Source organism: Gordonibacter sp. An230, assembly GCF_002159915.1.
In the GTDB taxonomy this organism is placed as follows: domain Bacteria; phylum Actinomycetota; class Coriobacteriia; order Coriobacteriales; family Eggerthellaceae; genus Rubneribacter.
In genome coordinates this window covers 14,600-30,657 of the sequence record NZ_NFJP01000028.1, presented here as the reverse complement: position 1 = coordinate 30,657, position 16,058 = coordinate 14,600, and the positions used below count along the sequence as shown (strand labels likewise).

Here is a 16,058-nt window from a genome sequence, read left to right as displayed (position 1 = left end):
ATGGCGAAGCTTCGCTACGCGTTCTTCCCGGGGTGCACGCTTGAGTCTGCGGCCGGCGAGCTGAAGGTGTCCACGGAGAAAACTTGCAAGGCCCTCGGCATCGAGCTTGCGGAGGTGCCCGGCTGGACGTGCTGCGGCGCCGCCCAGATCCAGGACATCGACGATTTCCTGGGCGTCGCCATCAACGCGCGCAACATCGCGCTCGCCGAGAAGGCGGGCTTCGACAAGATGCTCACCGTGTGCAACACCTGCACGCTCATGCTGCGCACGGCCAAGAAACGCCTCGACGAAGACGAGGAGCTGCGCGCCAAGGTGAACGAGGCGCTCGCCCCCATGGGGCTGAGGTACGAGGGCGCTTGCGAGATCACCCACTACCTGTGGGCGCTCGTGCAGGACTACGGGCTCGACAACCTCAGAAAGCGCGTGAAGCGGCCCCTCTCGAGCCTGAGCGTGGCCAACTTCTACGGGTGCCACATTCTCATGCCGCCCGACATCATGGGCTTCGAGAACCCGCGCAATCCCCGTTCCATGGAGATGCTCGCCGAGGCGCTCGGCGCGCGCAACGTGGACTTCGAGCAGCGCCTGGCGTGCTGCGGGTTCCACGCCATCTACCCTGCGGAGCGCGAGGCGCTCGCCTCGAATGGCGTGAGCTGCCTCACTGCGCGCTCGGCGGGAGCCGATTGCCTGGTCACGCCCTGTCCCTTGTGCCATATGGCCATCGACATGTGGCAGGTCGACTCCCAGAAGCGCTTCGACGCGGACATCACCATGCCCGTCTTGCACCTGCCGCAGCTCGTGGGGCTGGCGCTCGGCTTCACGCCGAAGGAGATGGCCATCGACCGCCATGTGGTGAAGGCCGCGTCCATGCTGGAGAGGAAGCTGGCATGAGCGACGTTGCGGCCGATGCGCTTGCGCGCATCGAGGAGCTGCGCCGCCGCATGGAGGAGGAGGGGGAGCCGGTCGCGGACGCCGCAGCGGCCGGCTCCCTCGCCGGCGAGCTCGTGCTCGAGCAGAGGATGAGGCTCGTGGGGCGTTCCGGATCGGCCCTGTACGCCGTGCCCGTCGACGAGGACTGGATGCACGACGCGCTCTCCGACGAAGAGTCCGTGACCGGCACCCTGTACGCCTCCGACGAGCCGTTTCCGGTCGGGGCGGCCGCCGTGACGGGCTATTTCCAGGCCGATGGGGACGGTCTTTGGGCACGGGTGGCGGCCGGGCGGGCCGAAGAGGGCGCAGACGGTGTGGAATGGAAGGAGGGCTTGGAGGAGTTTCCCGAGGTCGTTTCTCAGTTCATGGAGTGTATGGCGGTTCCCGAGTACCGCCATGCGGCCGAGCGGGCCGCGTTGCAACGCTTGGCGAGCGACGGCTGGTTTTCGCGCGCGAGACGCGCATGACGAAAGGAGTGAAGGATGATCGTCGAAGTCGGTTTCGGCGCGGGCACGCAGTCTGTCGAGGTGCCCGACGGCAACCTTATGGGGGTGCTCGCGCCCAACCGCGTCGAGTTTGGCCTGATTGGGGCCGATGAGGTGGTTCGGGCGCTCGAGAATCCTATCGGCACGCCCCGGTTGCGCGACATCGTGGGGCCGGGAGAGCGCATCGCCGTCATCGCGAGCGACATCACGCGCCCGCTGCCCACGTACGCCATCATGCCCGTGCTTCTGGATGAGCTCTACGGCGCCGGCGTCGATCCCGCCGACGTCACGCTCGTGTTCGCCCTGGGCAGCCATCGCTTCCACACCGAGGAGGAGCGTCGCCATCTGGCGGGCGAGCGCGCGTGGCGCGAGATCCGCTGCATCGACGGCGACCCGTCGTCGTGCGTGCACGTGGGTCGGACGAAGGCCGGCACGCCCGTGGATATCGTGGACGTCGTGGCCAATGCCGACCGCCGCATCTGCCTGGGCAACATCGAGTACCACTACTTCGCCGGATACTCGGGAGGGGCGAAGGCCCTCATGCCGGGCGTGTCCACGCGCGAGGCCATACAGGCCAACCATACGAAGATGGTCGATCCCCGCTCCTGCGCCGGCAACCTGGACGACAATCCGGTGCGCCAGGACATCGAGGAGGCCGCGGCAATGGTGGGCTGCGATTTTTTGCTGAACGTCGTGCTCGACGAGCGCAAGCGAATCGTCAAGGCGGTGGCCGGCGACCTCGTGCGGGCGCATCGCGAGGGATGCCGCTTCCTCGATTCGCTTTATCGCGTGGAGGTGCCGCGCCGTGCCGACGTCGTCATCGTGTCCCAAGGCGGAGCGCCGAAGGATCTCAACCTCTACCAGACCCAGAAGGCCCTCGACAACGCCAAGCATGTCGTTGCCGAGGGCGGCGTGGTCATACTCGTGGGGTCGTGCGCTGAGGGTCTGGGCAACAAGACTTTCGAGGATTGGATGATGCGCGCGAAACGTCCCCGCGACCTCATCGATTGGGTGCAGGCGGATTTCAAGCTGGGAGGCCACAAGGCGGCAGCCATCGCCATGGTCATGGAGCACGCCGATGTCTATCTCGTGTCGGACCTCGATCCGAAGTTGGTGAGCAGCCTGTTCTTCACCCCGTTCTCCACGCTGTCCGACGCCTACGCCGCCGCCATGGAGAAGATGGGGCCGGACGCCAGCGTGCTCGCCATGCCCTACGGCGGCTCCACGCTGCCGAAGTTGGCCGGGTAGCGCTGGATCGGCGAACGGACCCTCCTGCGGCTTCGGGAGGGTCCGGATGCGGGCCTGGCCGCACTGGTGCGGGCGCGGTCAGGCCCGCATCCGCTCACGAAAGGGGAGAGGATGCTGTACTGTGATCGGTGCGCGCGCCGGACGTGCGCATCAGCCTCGGTCGAAGGGTTGCCCGAGGTCTGCCCGACGCGCGATGCCGACGCGCGCAGGCGCGCCGCGCGGGCTTACGAAGGAGACGACCTGCTCGTTTCGGCGGCGTCCCACGTGGCGACGCGCGATGGCTACGGGTGGGCGACGCGCGTGGAGGAGGTTATGCTCTACGCCGCCCGCGCAGGCGCGCGGCGCATCGGCGTGGCGTTCTGCATCACCTTGGCGAGGGAGGCGCGGGCGTTCTGCGACATCCTGCGCGACAACGGGTTCGCGGTGTCGTCGGTCATGTGCAAGGCGGGCGCGCTGCCCCGCGAGGCGTTGGGCGTTCCGGAGGCGTGCGACGTCCTTCCGGGCATGGCGAGCGCGCTATGCGACCCCGTGGGACAGGCGCAGCTGCTCAACGCCGAGGGAACCGATCTCAATGTGGTCGTGGGCCTGTGCGTAGGGCACGACTCGCTGTTCTTCCGGCACTCCGACGCTCCGGCGACGTGCTTGGTCGTGAAGGACCGCATGACGGGGCACAACCCTCTGGCCCCCGTGTACCAGCACGAGGGGGCGTTTCACCGGGTGCATAGGATGGATCTTCCGGAGGCTCTCGATCCGTCCTTCTCGTCCGATGCGGGGCTCCGCAGGGGCGGGAGAGCACGTTGAAGGCCTCCGGGGCGGCCCGCCGAGGCCGGAGGGTGGCGTTCTCGTGCTCCGCGGTCGGGCTATCGTGCATGTTCGGGGGAATCTGGCTCGGCGACAGGGAGGTGCTCGAGGCGAGCGGGCTTGAGAACCCGGTTCTGTGCATGCGCGTCTGCTCGCTGCTCATGTATGTCGCGCTGTTCATCGTCGCGTGCCGGATCGCGCGCTGCCGCAGGATCGATGTGCGCCTGTTTCTCGGTGCGTGCTCGGTGCTCGGCTTGGCGATGTTCGCGGCGGGCGCGCTCGTGGTTCTGGCCGTCCTTCCGCAGCTTCCGGCCGACTGTGCCGATCGGCGGCTGATCGGTCTGGCGGGGCTTTCGCTCACCAAGTTCGTTGGAGCCCCGGTGAGCGTCTGGCTGGCGTGCGCCTTCGCGCTGCTCGACCGAACAGCCGTGATGCGCGCGTGCGCTCTGGGCATGCTCGGCGCTTTCGCGCTGTACTCGACGTTGTCGCAGGCGGGCGTGGCGTGTCTTCTGGGAACCATCGGAGCCGTTGGCGCGGCGGGGCTTCTGCTCGTGTGTTCGATCGCCCTTTGCATGGCGGGGACGGAGCTTTCGCTCCGAGCGGTCTTTCGCCGTGCGTCCCCCCGGGCGCACGGAACCGCCTTCGCCGCGCCCGGCGTGGTGAAGCGCCCGCTGTCGAAGGTGCTCACGCCGGGTTACGCGGTCGCCATCGTGCTGTCGGCCGTGATGCTGGGCTTTTTGCGCAACGGGCTTGCGACAGGCTCGGCCGCGGGTGTCGACCCCCATGCCGATCCTGCTTCGCTTGTCGCCCTCGTCGCGCTTCTGGCCGCGGCGCTTCTCTGGAAGGACCTGCGTACCGAGCACGTCTTCTACGGAGCGCTCCTGTTCGCCACGGCGGGCATACTGCTGCAGCCGGTGCTGTCCGTGGCCGCGCCGGGCGCCTCCGAGGTTCTGTGCGGCCTGGGGACCGCGCTGTTCGAGGTGGTCATGTGGTCCCTCGTGGTCTGGGTCGCCCGCAACAGCACCGACGCGTTCGTCGCCGCCTCGGCGGCGCGCCTGGTGGCGGTGGTCGGGCATCTTGCGGGCACGGCGGTCGTGGTGGGCGTCGGCATGATCCTGGGGCCGTCGCTCCAGGACACGCTGCATGCGAGCGGCCTTGTGGTGGTGCTCGCGTACGTGCTGCTGCTCGTTGCTCAACTGGGCTCGTCTCCCCAGCTGCAGGTTCCGTTCCTCTCGCCTTCCGTCGTCGTCTCCGACGCGCGTGGTGCGAGCTGCCCCGCCCCGAAGGACGCCGACTGCGGGGAGGGGCGCCCTGCGGACGTTTCGCGCTCGGAGAACGAGGCCGACATCGACCGGCGCTACTGGGTCGAACCGTGCGACGCCGTCGCCGACATGTACCGCCTGACCGCGCGCGAGCGAGAGGTGCTCGAATTGATGGCGCGGGGCCGCGACATGCCCTACATGGGCGAGACGCTGTGCATATCGCGCAACACGCTCAAGATGCACATACGCCACATGTACACCAAGCTCGATGCCCATAGTCGCCAAGACGTCATCAGCATCGTCGAGGAGGCCCGCCAGCTGTCCTAGGCCCGTCCGTTCCGGCGGGCCCCTTCGACGATCAGGACGCTGCACGGGGCGGCGCGAAGGAGGGCGGCCCCCACGCCCGTGGCGATGCGGCAGTGCAGGCGCGCCTCCCTGCAGCGCCCGCACACGACCAGGTCGGGTTCGAACGGAAGCATGAGCGACCTCACGACCGTCTGCGCGGCTGGTCCCGCTTCCACGATCAACTCAAACGATGCGAGCCTCCGGCTGCCTCTGGCGGCCTTCAGCACGTCTGCCAGATGGTGCTCGAGGCGCTCCTCCGCCGAACGTCGAAGCGCTTCGAGGTCGGTCATCGCCGCCTCGCGGGAAAGGGCGTCTGCAATGTGGCCGAACAGCAGGTGTCCGCCGCTATCCTCGGCCAGTTCCAACGCGGCTCGTGCTACAGCTTCGCGCGCCGGCGTCTCGTCGAGTGCCGCGAAGACGCGGCGGCCTCCGATGCCCATGGTTCGCTCCTCTCCTTGATTCTCGCATCACGGTTTACCATGCGCGTCGTCCCGGCGATACGCCCCCGAGGGGTGTAATCGCGACGGCAGGTATATAATTGCGTGGAATGACCGAACCGAGTGCGAGGAACGATGATGGAGAACAAGGAAGAGGCGCTGCGCCTGCATCGCCAATGGCGCGGCAAGCTGGAGACCGTCCCCAAGATGAGGATCGCCACCCGCGAGGACTTGGCGCTCGCCTACACCCCCGGCGTGGCCGAACCCTGCCGGGCTATCGCGGCCGATCCAAAAGCGGCCTACGACTACACGATGAAGGCGAACACGGTGGCCGTGGTCAGCGATGGCAGTGCCGTTTTGGGGCTTGGCGACATCGGGCCGCTCGCCGCCCTGCCCGTCATGGAGGGCAAGTGCGCGCTGTTCAAGGCGTTCGGAGGGGTGAATGCCGTTCCCGTCTGCCTGGACACGAAGGATGTGGACGAGATCGTCGAGACGGTGATCCGCATCGCGCCTGCGTTCGGGGGCATCAACCTGGAGGACATCTCCGCACCGCGCTGCTTCGAGGTGGAGCGGCGCCTTGTCGAGGCGCTTGACATCCCCGTGTTTCACGACGACCAGCACGGCACCGCCATAGTCGTGCTCTCGGGCGTCATCAACGCGTTGCGCCTGACGGGCAAGCGCAAGGAGGAGTGCCGTGTGGTGGTCAACGGCGCGGGGTCTGCCGGCATCGCCATCGCGAAGCTGCTTTCGAGCTACGGATTCGGCCACCTGGTGCTCGTTGATCGCTGCGGCATCATCAACTCGCGTTCCGAGGGCATCAACGAAGCCCAGCGCGCTATGCTCGCGGTGACGAACCCCGATGACGCCGAGGGAGGGCTGGCCGACGCGCTCGCGGGCGCCGACGTGTTCGTCGGCGTGTCCGCGCCCGGGATCGTGGACGCGAGCATGGTGCGCTCCATGAACGACGATGCCGTCGTTTTCGCGATGGCCAATCCCGAACCGGAGATATATCCGGATGCGGCCAAGGCCGCTGGCGCGCGCGTGGTGGGCACAGGTCGTTCGGATTTCCCGAACCAGATCAACAACGTGGTGGCGTTCCCCGGCATCTTCAAGGGCGCGCTCGAGGGCCGTGCCCGCCGCATCACGGAGGAGATGAAGCTCGCAGCCGCCCAGGCGCTGGCCGACCTCGTCTCCGACGAGGAGCTGAGCGAGGACTTCATCATGCCCGAGCCGTTCGACCCGCGCGCCGTGGAGCGCGTGGCGAAGGCCGTGAGGGACTGCGCCGCCCGCGAGCGCGGGGAGGAGCTATGCTGATCGAGGTGGACGAGGGCCGCTGCGTCGGCTGCGGCAGGTGCGCGGCGGACTGCGTGGGCTCGAACCTGCGGGTGGAGGCGGGCGTCGCGCGCGTGCGGGGGCGCTGCATCCTGTGCGGGCACTGCGTGGCCGTCTGCCCGGAGGAGGCGGTGTCCATCCCCTGCCTCGACATGGCCGACGTGGAGCCCGCCGCGCCAGCGGCCGAGACGATCGACGCGGCCGCGCTTTTGCGCGCCGTCAAGTCGCGGCGCAGCGTTCGCGACTACCTTCCGCGGCGGGTGGGCGACGAGGCGCTCTCGCTCGTGCTCGAGGCGGGTCGCTACACGGCCACGGCGAAGAACGCGCAGGGGTGCCGCTTCGTCGTCGTGCAGGACGGGCTGGGGGAGCTGAAGCGCATCGTGTGGGACGGCATCGACGGTTTGCTCGCCCTGCCGGAGGGCGAGCAGCCGCGCTGGACAGGGCCCTACCGGGCGTTCGCGCGCGACGTGCGGCGCGACCCTGGGCGCGACTTTTTGTTCCGCAACGCCCCTGCGGCGCTGTTCGTGGCCGCTGAGCGCGCCGACGACGCGGGCCTCGCGGCCCAGAACATGGAGCTGGTGGCCGCGGCTGCGGGGCTGGGGGCGCTCTACAACGGCTATCTCTGCCGCGCGGTCGAGGGCATCGCGCAGGCGCGGGAGTTCATCGGTGCAGACGAGAGGCCGCTGCAGGTGTGCATGCTGCTCGGGCATCCAGCCGTCTCCTATGCGCGCACGGCCCCGCGCAAACCCGGCGATTTCGTGGTGAGGTGAGGACGCGGGACCAGGCTGGGCGGTCGCAAGGAGGGACGCGCCAGCCCGGCTCTGGCCCATAGGGGAAGGGCCGACTTGCGACACAGCTGCGGCCTCGCACAGGATGCGCGCGCGTTCTGGGGAGGCGTTTGCGGTATAATCGTGCGTATGGATGCCATTGTCACGAAAACACAGGTCGCAGAGGCGGTTCGCGCGGCTATCCCGCGGCTCGCGTGCGCGCTTCCCTTGGATGTCGAGGCGGCGCTCGTTGCCGCCCGAGAGGCGGAGAACCATCTCCGCGGGCGCGCCGTTCTCGATCAGCTGGTCGAGAACGCCCGCATCGCCGCGTGCGAGCGCGTGCCGGTCTGCCAGGACACCGGCACCGTGTGGGCGTGCCTTGAGGCGGGGCCGGACGTGCTCGTACCCGGCGACGTGTTCTCCGAGGTGGACGAGGCCGTGGCGAGCGCCTATGCCGAGGCGCGTTTGCGCGCTTCGGTCGTGCGCGATGCCGCGCTCGACCGCGCCAACACGACCGACAACACTCCGGCGTTCTGCGAGGTTCGATTTGTGGACGAGCCGGGCGCGGCGCGGCTGCACGTCATGCTCAAGGGGGGCGGGTCGGACAACGCGAGCCGCGTGGCCATGCTCGCGCCGGGAACGGGCGTGCGGGGCGTCGTCGACGAGGTCGTGCGCTGTGTGCGCGAGAAGGGTCCGAACGCGTGCCCGCCGCTTGTGGTCGGGGTCGGCATAGGAGGCACGTTCGACAAGGTGGCCGGCCTCGCGAAGCGGGCGCTCATGCGCCCCGTGGGCGAGCCGTCGGCCGACCCGCGCGCCGCGGCGCTCGAGGAGGAGCTGCTTGCGGCGGTGAACGCCACGGGCGTGGGCCCCGGGGGCTTGGGCGGTCGCACGACCGCGCTTTCCGTGCACGTGGTCACGGCGCCGTGCCACATCGCAGCGTTGCCGCTGGCAGTCAACATGGGGTGCAGCGCGACGCGGAGGGCGACCATCGATTTGAGGGCGGCGATCGCCGAGGCGGCTTGCGCGCCCCCTTCGGCGCGGAGCGAGATGCGCGGGTGGCCCGCCGCTCCTGTGGGCGAAGGGAAGGAGCCGACGCGCCTTTCCCTGCCGCTTGATCGCGAACGGATTGCCGAACTCAAGGCGGGTGAGGCGTGCCTGCTCAACGGTACGCTGTACACGCTTCGCGATGCGGGCCACGTGCGCCTCCTTGAAGAGCTTGCCCGCGACGGTCGGTTGCCCTACGGTCTCGAAGGCCAGGCGATCTTCTATGCGGGTCCGACGCCTGCGGCGGCCGGGCGGCCCTTCGGGGCGATCGGCCCCACGACGGCGAGCCGCATGGATTTCGCCGCACCGGCGCTCTACCGGGCGGGCGTTGCGGCTACGGTGGGCAAGGGGCGTCGAGGGGGCGAGGTGCGCGAGGCGTGCCGAGAGTCAGGTTCCGTTTATTTCGTGGCAAGCGGCGGCGCTGCGGCGCTTCTGGCCCGGTGCGTGGCATCATCGGAGACGGTGGCGTACGGCGACCTGGGGACGGAGGCGCTGCGGCGTATCGAGGTCGTGGACTTTCCGGTGTTCGTGGGCATCGACGCGCACGGCGTCGACGTGCACGACCTCGTGTGAGCCCGTCCGTTTCAAGCGAGAAGGATCGAAGAGGCATCTGTGACACAGGACCAGCAGCAACCCGATGCCCCCTGCGGCATCTTCATCACGTTCGAAGGCGGCGAGGGCGCCGGCAAGACGACGCACATCCGCTTCTTGTCCGAGGCTCTCGAACGGCACGGCCGCGAGGTGGTGCGCCTTCGCGAGCCAGGTGGGACCGTGATCGGCGAGCAGCTGCGCGGCGTTCTGCTCGACCCGCGCAACACGGCCCTGTCCGACGAGGCCGAGCTTCTGCTCTACGAGGCAGCGCGGGCTCAGATCGTCTCCGAAGTGGTCAGGCCCGCGCTCGAGCGCGGCGCGGTGGTGCTCTGCGACCGCTTCACCGATTCCACCGTGGCCTACCAAGGCTACGGACGCGGCTTGTCGCGCGAATTCGTCGACGAGGCGAACGCGTTCGCCTGCCAGGGCATCGTGCCCGACCGCACCATCCTGCTCGTCGCCGGCTCCGATGCACGCACGGGCCTCGCGCGCGCGACGCATCGCGGAGCCGATCGCCTCGAGCGCGCTGGCGAGGGATTCCATGCTCGGGTGAACGACGCGTTTCTCGAGATCGCCCGTGACGATCCCGAGCGCGTCCGCGTCGTTGCGTCGGACAGGCGCAAATCGCGCACGGCGGCTGCGGTGTTCGCCGAGCTTTCCGACCTGTTCCCGTGGATGGAGGGTCTCGACGAGTCCGACCCCGCCTTCTTCGGGCGGCTCGATGCGAAGCGCTCGAGGGTGAGGGCGTGATGTCCGTGTCCGACGCGTTCGAGAACATCCTTGGGCAGCCGAAGGTGCGCGAGTTCCTCCGTGCCACCGTGGCGCAAGACAGGGTGAGCCACGCCTACCTGTTCACGGGTCCCGCCGGTTCGAACAAGACGCTCGCAGCCTACGCCTTCGCGCAGGCCGTCCTCTGCCCGAAGGGTCCCGGCGGACCGCGCGGAGGCGAGTGCGGCGCATGCGACGCCTGTCGGCGCGTTATGCGGCGCAAGCATCCCGACGTGCGCTTCTTCGCTCCCGAAGGGGCGGGCGGCTACCTCGTCGAGCAGATCCGCGACATCGTTGCCGACACGGCTCTCGCGCCCATTCAGGCGGCGCGCAAGGTCTACATCCTCGACAGGGTTGATCTGCTCGGCGTGCAGGCCGCAAACGCTTTCCTCAAGACGCTCGAGGAGCCTCCGGCCGACGTGGTGCTCGTGCTCTTGGGCCGCACGCGCGAGAGCGTGCTGCCCACCATCGTGTCGCGCTGCCAGGTGGTGCCGTTCCGCTTCATCCCGCCCGCCGAGGCCGCGGGCATCATTGCGCAGAACTCCGGGGCTTCGCCCGAATTGTCGCGCGTAGCGCTCGCTGCGTGCGATGGCTCGATCACGCGCGCGGTGGAGTTCCTTCGCTCGAACGAGCGGCGGGCGTTCCGGACGCGCGTGCTCGAGGTGCTCGCGTGCCTGCGCACCGCCGACGACTGGGATGTTCTGGGCTTCGCGAGCGAGCTTCTGACCCTGTCAAAGGCTCCGCTCGACGTCGTGCGCGCCGAGCAGGAGCAGGAACTGGCCGAGAACGCCGACTTTTTGGCGAAGTCGGCCATCCGCCAGATAGAGGCGCGCAACAAACGCCAGCTCACGGCCAAGACGCTCGAGTCGCTGCGCCAGCTTGCCGCCATCGTTCGCTCGTGGCTGCGCGATGTCGCGGCGACGTGCGCCGAGGCTCCCGAGCTCGTGATCAACACCGATGTGCTCGCGGATATCCGCGAAGCGGCGGCATCGACCGACGAGGCGCGCGCCGCCGCCGCGCTCGCGGCTGTGCGCCGCTGCGATGAGGCGATCTCGTATAATGTGTCTCCTGAAACCTGCGTCGACGCGCTTCTGATGGAGGTGCGCGACCTTCTGTACGAAACGACGCCCCCCGCCCTTGCGCGCGGGTCGAGATAGACGAGGAGGGCCGCCCGATGGCTCGGATAGCTCCCGTGAACCTGTATTACAACCCCAAGACGCTCTGGTTCGATGCCGGAGAGCTCGACATCAAGACCGGGGACGGTCTTGTGGTGTCCACCGCTCGCGGCACCGAGTTCGGCCGTGCCGCCGGTGAGGTGTTCGAGGCCGACGCCGCCAAGGTGAAGAGGCTCAAGACGCCGCTCAAGCCCGTCAAGCGCCTCGCCACCCCCGAGGACGAGAAACGGGCCGCCGAGATGGAGCGCAAATCGCGCGAAGCGCTGCCCGTGTTCAAGGAGATGGTCGCCGAGACGGGCGCCGACATGCGTCCGGTGTCGGTGGAGTACCTGCTCGACGGCGACAAGGCGGTGTTCTACTTCGAGGCCGAAGAGCGCGTGGACTTCCGCGAGCTCGTGCGCAAGCTGGCGGCGCGCTTCCATGTGCGCATCGACATGCGACAGATCGGCGTGCGCGACGAGGCGCGCATGGTGGGCGGTCTCGGCCACTGCGGCCAAGAGCTGTGCTGCAAGCGCTTGGGCGGCGAGTTCTGCCCCGTGTCCATCCGTATGGCCAAAGAGCAGGACCTCTCGCTCAACCCCCAAAAGATTTCGGGCGTGTGCGGGCGGCTCATGTGCTGTTTGCGCTACGAGTTCGAGGCGTACAAGGACTTCAAGAGCCGTGCGCCCAAGCAGAACTCGACCGTGGACACGCCTGCTGGCCCGGCGAAAGTGGTCGATCTCGACGTGCCGCGCGAGACGGTGTCGCTCAAGGTGGAGGGCGAGAAGCCTGTGAGGGTGCCGCTCGCCGACTTCGAGCCGCCCGAGGAAGGATCGGCGCGCCCGAAGGCGGTGGGCGAGAGGGCTTGGGAGGTCGCGAGCGCGCGCACGGCGGCAGGCGCGGTGGGCGAGAGCTCCATCTTCGCCGCTTCGCAACTCACCGGCGCAGACAAACTGGCCGATCCCGGCGCGGTGCGGCGCACGGGCCGCGGGGGACAGCGCCCGGACGGCTGCGGCGCGCGCGGCTCGGCCGAGGGGCAGCAGGCGTCCGGGCGCAAGCCCCGTCGCCGCCGCTCGACTAAGGTGGGCGGCGAAGGCGCGTCCGCCGAAGGCGAAGCGCGCAAGCGTGCGAAGCAGCAGAAGCCCCAGAAGCAGCAGGGCGCGGCGCCTGCGAAGGGCGGCCAGAGTTCCCAGCAGAAGAAGCGCTCGGGCTCGGCGGGCGGAAAGGGGCGCCAGCAGGTCCGTTCGTCCGACGCTCCGAAACGGCAGGGGCAGGGCGCTTCGAAGCAGCGGACCCCGCAGGGGGCATCGAAGCAGGGGGGTCCGCGTCCGGGCCAGCGCTCGTCGGGGTTGAGGCAGGAGCGAGCCGGGCGGAAGCCGCGCCCCGAGCGCCAAGAACGCCAGGCGGGGGCCGACGAGGGGCATCGCCGTGCGCGGCGCCGCAGCCATAAGGCTGGCGGCTCGGATGCGCCGGGCGTCGGCGGTGCGGGCGAGGGGGCGTAGCCGATGAAGCTTGACTACGAGCTGCTCACCGATCTGTACCAGCTCACGATGGCGCAGGGTTATTGGGAGTGCGGCCAGCGCGACACGCGGGCGTGTTTCCACATGTACTTCCGCGACTATCCGTTCAAAGGGGGCTTCGCCGTCGCGTGCGGCATGGCGCAGCTCGCCGAGATCGTGGAGTCGTTCGCGTTCTCCGACGACGACCTCGCCTATCTCGCCTCTCTCGACGCTCCCGGCGGCGGTCCTCTGTTCAAACCAGCGTTCCTCGAGCATTTGCGGACGTTTCGGCTTGCCGTGGACATCGATGCCGTGCCCGAGGGCACGGTGGTGTTCCCGCATGAGCCCATCGTGCGCGTGACGGGTCCCATTGCCGATTGCCAGCTCATCGAGACGGCGCTTTTGAACTGCGTGAACTTCCAGACGCTCATCGCCACGAAGGCCGCGCGCGTGTGCTTGGCGGCCCAATCGCCCGTTGCGGAGTTCGGTTTGCGCCGGGCCCAGGGGGCGGCTGGCGGCGTGTGGGCGAGCCGCGCAGCCATCGTGGGCGGCTGCGCGTCCACCTCAAACGTTCTGGCCGGCAAGCTCTTCGGCCTCCCCGTGTCGGGCACGCACGCGCACTCGTGGGTGATGTCGTTCCCTGACGAGCTGTCTGCTTTTCGCGCCTACGCCCGTGCGTTCCCGAACAACTGCGTGCTGCTCGTGGACACCTACGACGTGGAACAGGGCATCGCGAACGCCATCGAGGTGGGGCTCGAGATGCGCGCGCGCGGCGAGCGCTTGGCGGGCATCCGCATCGACTCCGGCGACCTTTCGTGGCTTGCGAGGACGGCGCGGCGCATGCTCGACGAGGCGGGCCTTGCGGACTGCAGCATCGTGCTGTCCAACGACCTGGATGAGTACACCATCCAGTCCATCCGGGACGAGGGGGCCAAAGTCGACTCGTGGGGGGTGGGCACGAAGCTTGCGTGCGCCTACGACCAGCCTACGCTTGGCGGCGTCTACAAACTCTCCGCCACGCGCGGTCCCGGAGACGCGTCATGGGTCGACCGTCTGAAGATCTCGGGATCGGCTGCGAAGCTCTCGACTCCCGGCGTGCTGGACGTGCGGCGCTATTTCTACTGCGACAGCGGAAGGCTTGCCGGCGATATGGTGTACGACGTGAACGCAGGTGCGCGGTGCGAGACGATCGTGGATCCGGCTGACGACCTGCGTCAGAAAAACCTCTCGGGCCTGTGTTTCGAGACGTTGCTCGAACCGCTCGCTCGCGCGGGCGAGACGGTTCTCGCGCCCGAGCTGCGCGATGCGCTGGCCGCGCGCGAGCGGACGCGGGAGGGGCTTTCGACGCTCGATGAGAGCCAGAAACGCATGCTGAATCCGCACACCTATCCCGTCGGGCTCGAATATGGTCTTTTCGAGCGCCGCCGCGATTTGGTTGTGCGGTTGCGCGGCATCGCGTAGTGTGGAAGGCTCTCGGGGCATCCGAAGGGCAGGCGGCTGGCGCGACGTGCGCCCAGGAAGCAAGGAAGGACGACATGGTCAGGATAATCACCGATTCGGTGGCCTCCATCCCCGCAGACGAGGCGCGCGAGGCCGGCATCGAGGTCGTCACGCTGTACGTGAACCGTGGAAGGGAGGAGCTAGCCGACGCCGAGATGGACCTCGACGCGTTCTACGCCGACATCTACGGCATGGTTGACGATATTCCCACGTCGAGCCAGCCGTCGCAGCATGCGCTCGAGTCGGTGTTCGAGGATGCGGCGCGCGCTGGCGACGAGGTGCTCGGCGTGTTCATCTCCTCGGGGCTTTCGGGCACGTTCGACGGTGCGGTGCGCGCCGCGCGTGCGGTGAAGGCGCGCAACATCGACTTCTCGTACGCCATCGTCGACTCGTCCTCGTGCGGCTACGACGAGGCATGGCCCGTCTTCGACGGCGTGGAGGCACGCGATGCGGGCGAAGGCCTTTCGGGATGCCTGTCCGCCGTGCTCGAGGGCATGGAGCGGACGCGTTTCCTGTTCGCCCCCGAGACGCTTACGTTTCTCCAGAAGGGTGGGCGCATCGGCGGTGCGGCGGCGCTTCTGGGCAACCTCATCCAGCTCGCGCCCGTGCTCACCGTCGTCGATGGGACTGCCGCCACCCTCGCGAAGGTGCGCACGCGCAAGAAGGCGCTCGAGCGCATAGCGTCCTCGTTCAGGGCCGATATCGAGAAGTTCGGTCTCAAGCGCGTGGTGGTGCACTACATCGGTGACAAGGCTCCGGCGCTGGCGTGGGCGCGCGAGGTTGTCGAGCCGCTGATCGGCCGCAGGGTGAGGGTGCTTCCCGTGAGCCCCGTCATCGGGCTGCATGTGGGGCCGGCCGTGGGCATCGCTTACGAGTGCGCGAGCGCCGTGGCGGGCAAGCTGACCGTGCCCGCGCGCTCGCGCGTCTGCGCGTCGTAGCGTCGGTTCGAGAAGAGAGGGTCGTTTCATGGCGCACCGCTGCAATCTCATCATAGACTCCTGTTGCGACCTGCCTTTCGAGGTAGTGGATCGAGAGGGTGTCGAGCTCGTCGAATTCCCTTACGTCACAAGCGAGGGGGAGCGTTCGGACGATCTGTACCGCTCCACGTCGGCGCGTGAGTTTTTCCAGGCCATGCGCGAAGGAGAGCAGCCAACCACCTCGCAGGTGCCGATGCATGTGTATCGGGAGGTGTTCGGGCGGGCTATCGAGAGCGGCGTGCCCACCGTGGCCCTCGTGTTCTCGAGCGGGCTTTCGGGCAGCTACGACGTGGCGGCGCTCGTGCGCGACGAAATGCTGGACAAGCACCCGGATGCCGAGCTGCACCTCGTGGACACGCGGTTGGCGTCTGTGGCCGAGGCGCTTCTGGTGTACGAGGCCATCCGACAGCGCGACGGGGGGATGACGGCTGCCGAGCTGGCGCGGTGGGCCGAGGAGGCGCGTTTCTTTGTGGATGCGGAGTTTATGGTGGATGACCTCGAGGCGCTGCGCCGCGGGGGGCGCATTCCCGCCTCGGTGGCGTATGCGGGCTCGAAGCTGGACGTGAAGCCGCTGCTCACCATCGGGGTTGATGGCAAACTCGCGTTGTCGGGTGTGGCGCGCGGGCGAAAGAAGGGCCTCAAGCAGCTGGCTGAGTACTATCGCAAACGCGCCGCGAAGGAGGGTCCGGGCAAGCATGTGGTCATCGGAAACGCCGATTGCGAGAAGGACGCCGACCGGTTGAAGGAAGCGCTGTCGAAGGAGGATGACTCCATCCTGTTTCTGGAGAGCAGCATCGGACCGGTTATCGGCAGCCATGTGGGGCCGGGCATGATCGCCGTGGTGTTCTGGGGCGGCGACAAGCGCGAGGAGCTGTCCGTTGCCGACCGCATCGCGAAGCGGGTCAGGGGAGCGGAGTAGGC

General features: G+C 68.5%; 15 protein-coding genes. 14 read left to right on the top strand and 1 reads right to left on the bottom strand.

Annotated features, from left to right (window positions below):
- The 5 genes from B5F40_RS12935 (at nt 1) to B5F40_RS12915 (ending at nt 5,050) form a co-directional block, all read left to right on the top strand.
- Nucleotides 1-888: a CoB--CoM heterodisulfide reductase iron-sulfur subunit B family protein gene (locus B5F40_RS12935; RefSeq protein ID WP_087194697.1), complete on the top strand. Its 888-nt coding sequence runs from the start codon at nt 1-3 to the stop codon at nt 886-888.
- Complete coding sequence (locus B5F40_RS12930; protein WP_087194696.1) at nt 885-1,394, top strand: hypothetical protein; 510 nt, start codon at nt 885-887, stop codon at nt 1,392-1,394. Before B5F40_RS12935 ends, B5F40_RS12930 begins: the two co-directional genes overlap by 4 nt.
- A 15-nt stretch (nt 1,395-1,409) precedes the next feature.
- Entirely contained in the window at nt 1,410-2,660 is a 1,251-nt protein-coding gene (gene larA, locus B5F40_RS12925) for a nickel-dependent lactate racemase (protein WP_087194695.1), read from the top strand.
- 111 nt (nt 2,661-2,771) lie between these two features.
- On the top strand, nt 2,772-3,461 hold the full coding sequence (locus tag B5F40_RS12920; RefSeq protein WP_087194694.1) for a DUF1847 domain-containing protein: 690 nt from the start codon (nt 2,772-2,774) through the stop codon (nt 3,459-3,461).
- A 68-nt stretch (nt 3,462-3,529) separates the two neighbouring features.
- Entirely contained in the window at nt 3,530-5,050 is a 1,521-nt protein-coding gene (locus tag B5F40_RS12915) for a helix-turn-helix transcriptional regulator (RefSeq protein ID WP_162610983.1), read from the top strand.
- Here B5F40_RS12915 and B5F40_RS12910 read toward each other — a convergent pair.
- Nucleotides 5,047-5,508 (bottom strand): universal stress protein, encoded by a 462-nt coding sequence (locus B5F40_RS12910; RefSeq protein WP_087194692.1) that lies wholly within the window; start codon nt 5,506-5,508, stop codon nt 5,047-5,049. The two genes, B5F40_RS12915 and B5F40_RS12910, sit on opposite strands and share 4 nt — an antisense overlap.
- A 132-nt stretch (nt 5,509-5,640) precedes the next feature.
- Between B5F40_RS12910 and B5F40_RS12905 the strand changes: the two genes are divergently transcribed.
- The 9 genes from B5F40_RS12905 (at nt 5,641) to B5F40_RS12865 (ending at nt 16,056) form a co-directional block, all read left to right on the top strand.
- Nucleotides 5,641-6,819 (top strand): NAD(P)-dependent malic enzyme, encoded by a 1,179-nt coding sequence (locus B5F40_RS12905; protein ID WP_239443055.1) that lies wholly within the window; start codon nt 5,641-5,643, stop codon nt 6,817-6,819.
- Nucleotides 6,813-7,607, top strand: coding sequence for a nitroreductase family protein (locus B5F40_RS12900; protein ID WP_087194690.1), 795 nt, complete (start codon nt 6,813-6,815; stop codon nt 7,605-7,607). The genes B5F40_RS12905 and B5F40_RS12900 overlap by 7 nt, the downstream gene beginning before the upstream one ends.
- Before the next feature lie 75 nt (nt 7,608-7,682).
- Nucleotides 7,683-9,221 carry a fumarate hydratase gene (locus B5F40_RS16725; protein WP_162610982.1) on the top strand — a complete coding sequence of 513 codons (1,539 nt, stop codon included), beginning with the start codon at nt 7,683-7,685 and terminating at the stop codon, nt 9,219-9,221.
- Nucleotides 9,222-9,260: 39 nt separating this feature from the next.
- Nucleotides 9,261-9,989, top strand: coding sequence for a dTMP kinase (gene tmk, locus B5F40_RS12890; protein WP_087194688.1), 729 nt, complete (start codon nt 9,261-9,263; stop codon nt 9,987-9,989).
- Entirely contained in the window at nt 9,989-11,164 is a 1,176-nt protein-coding gene (locus tag B5F40_RS12885; protein WP_446718600.1) for a DNA polymerase III subunit, read from the top strand. Before tmk ends, B5F40_RS12885 begins: the two co-directional genes overlap by 1 nt.
- 17 nt (nt 11,165-11,181) lie before the next feature.
- Nucleotides 11,182-12,663, top strand: coding sequence for a regulatory iron-sulfur-containing complex subunit RicT (gene ricT, locus B5F40_RS12880; RefSeq protein WP_087194687.1), 1,482 nt, complete (start codon nt 11,182-11,184; stop codon nt 12,661-12,663).
- A 3-nt stretch (nt 12,664-12,666) separates the two neighbouring features.
- A complete protein-coding gene (locus B5F40_RS12875) occupies nt 12,667-14,121 on the top strand; it encodes a nicotinate phosphoribosyltransferase (RefSeq protein WP_087194686.1) in 1,455 nt (484 codons plus the stop codon).
- A 74-nt stretch (nt 14,122-14,195) separates the two neighbouring features.
- Nucleotides 14,196-15,098, top strand: a complete 903-nt coding sequence (locus B5F40_RS12870; protein ID WP_087194685.1) for a DegV family protein — start codon at nt 14,196-14,198, stop codon at nt 15,096-15,098.
- Between the two features lie 28 nt (nt 15,099-15,126).
- Nucleotides 15,127-16,056 carry a DegV family protein gene (locus B5F40_RS12865; protein WP_087194684.1) on the top strand — a complete coding sequence of 310 codons (930 nt, stop codon included), beginning with the start codon at nt 15,127-15,129 and terminating at the stop codon, nt 16,054-16,056.
- Nucleotides 16,057-16,058: the final 2 nt, after the last annotated feature.

What these genes read in the sequence shown, in the direction of transcription:
- B5F40_RS12935 (WP_087194697.1), top strand. Translation starts at nt 1, where the DNA reads ATGGCGAAGCTTCGCTACGCGTTCTTCCCGGGGTGCACGCTTGAGTCT.
- B5F40_RS12930 (WP_087194696.1), top strand. Translation starts at nt 885, where the DNA reads ATGAGCGACGTTGCGGCCGATGCGCTTGCGCGCATCGAGGAGCTGCGC.
- larA (WP_087194695.1), top strand. Translation starts at nt 1,410, where the DNA reads ATGATCGTCGAAGTCGGTTTCGGCGCGGGCACGCAGTCTGTCGAGGTG.
- B5F40_RS12920 (WP_087194694.1), top strand. Translation starts at nt 2,772, where the DNA reads ATGCTGTACTGTGATCGGTGCGCGCGCCGGACGTGCGCATCAGCCTCG.
- B5F40_RS12915 (WP_162610983.1), top strand. Translation starts at nt 3,530, where the DNA reads ATGTTCGGGGGAATCTGGCTCGGCGACAGGGAGGTGCTCGAGGCGAGC.
- B5F40_RS12910 (WP_087194692.1), bottom strand. Translation starts at nt 5,508, where the DNA reads ATGGGCATCGGAGGCCGCCGCGTCTTCGCGGCACTCGACGAGACGCCG.
- B5F40_RS12905 (WP_239443055.1), top strand. Translation starts at nt 5,641, where the DNA reads ATGATGGAGAACAAGGAAGAGGCGCTGCGCCTGCATCGCCAATGGCGC.
- B5F40_RS12900 (WP_087194690.1), top strand. Translation starts at nt 6,813, where the DNA reads ATGCTGATCGAGGTGGACGAGGGCCGCTGCGTCGGCTGCGGCAGGTGC.
- B5F40_RS12885 (WP_446718600.1), top strand. Translation starts at nt 9,989, where the DNA reads ATGTCCGTGTCCGACGCGTTCGAGAACATCCTTGGGCAGCCGAAGGTG.
- ricT (WP_087194687.1), top strand. Translation starts at nt 11,182, where the DNA reads ATGGCTCGGATAGCTCCCGTGAACCTGTATTACAACCCCAAGACGCTC.
- B5F40_RS12875 (WP_087194686.1), top strand. Translation starts at nt 12,667, where the DNA reads ATGAAGCTTGACTACGAGCTGCTCACCGATCTGTACCAGCTCACGATG.
- B5F40_RS12870 (WP_087194685.1), top strand. Translation starts at nt 14,196, where the DNA reads ATGGTCAGGATAATCACCGATTCGGTGGCCTCCATCCCCGCAGACGAG.
- B5F40_RS12865 (WP_087194684.1), top strand. Translation starts at nt 15,127, where the DNA reads ATGGCGCACCGCTGCAATCTCATCATAGACTCCTGTTGCGACCTGCCT.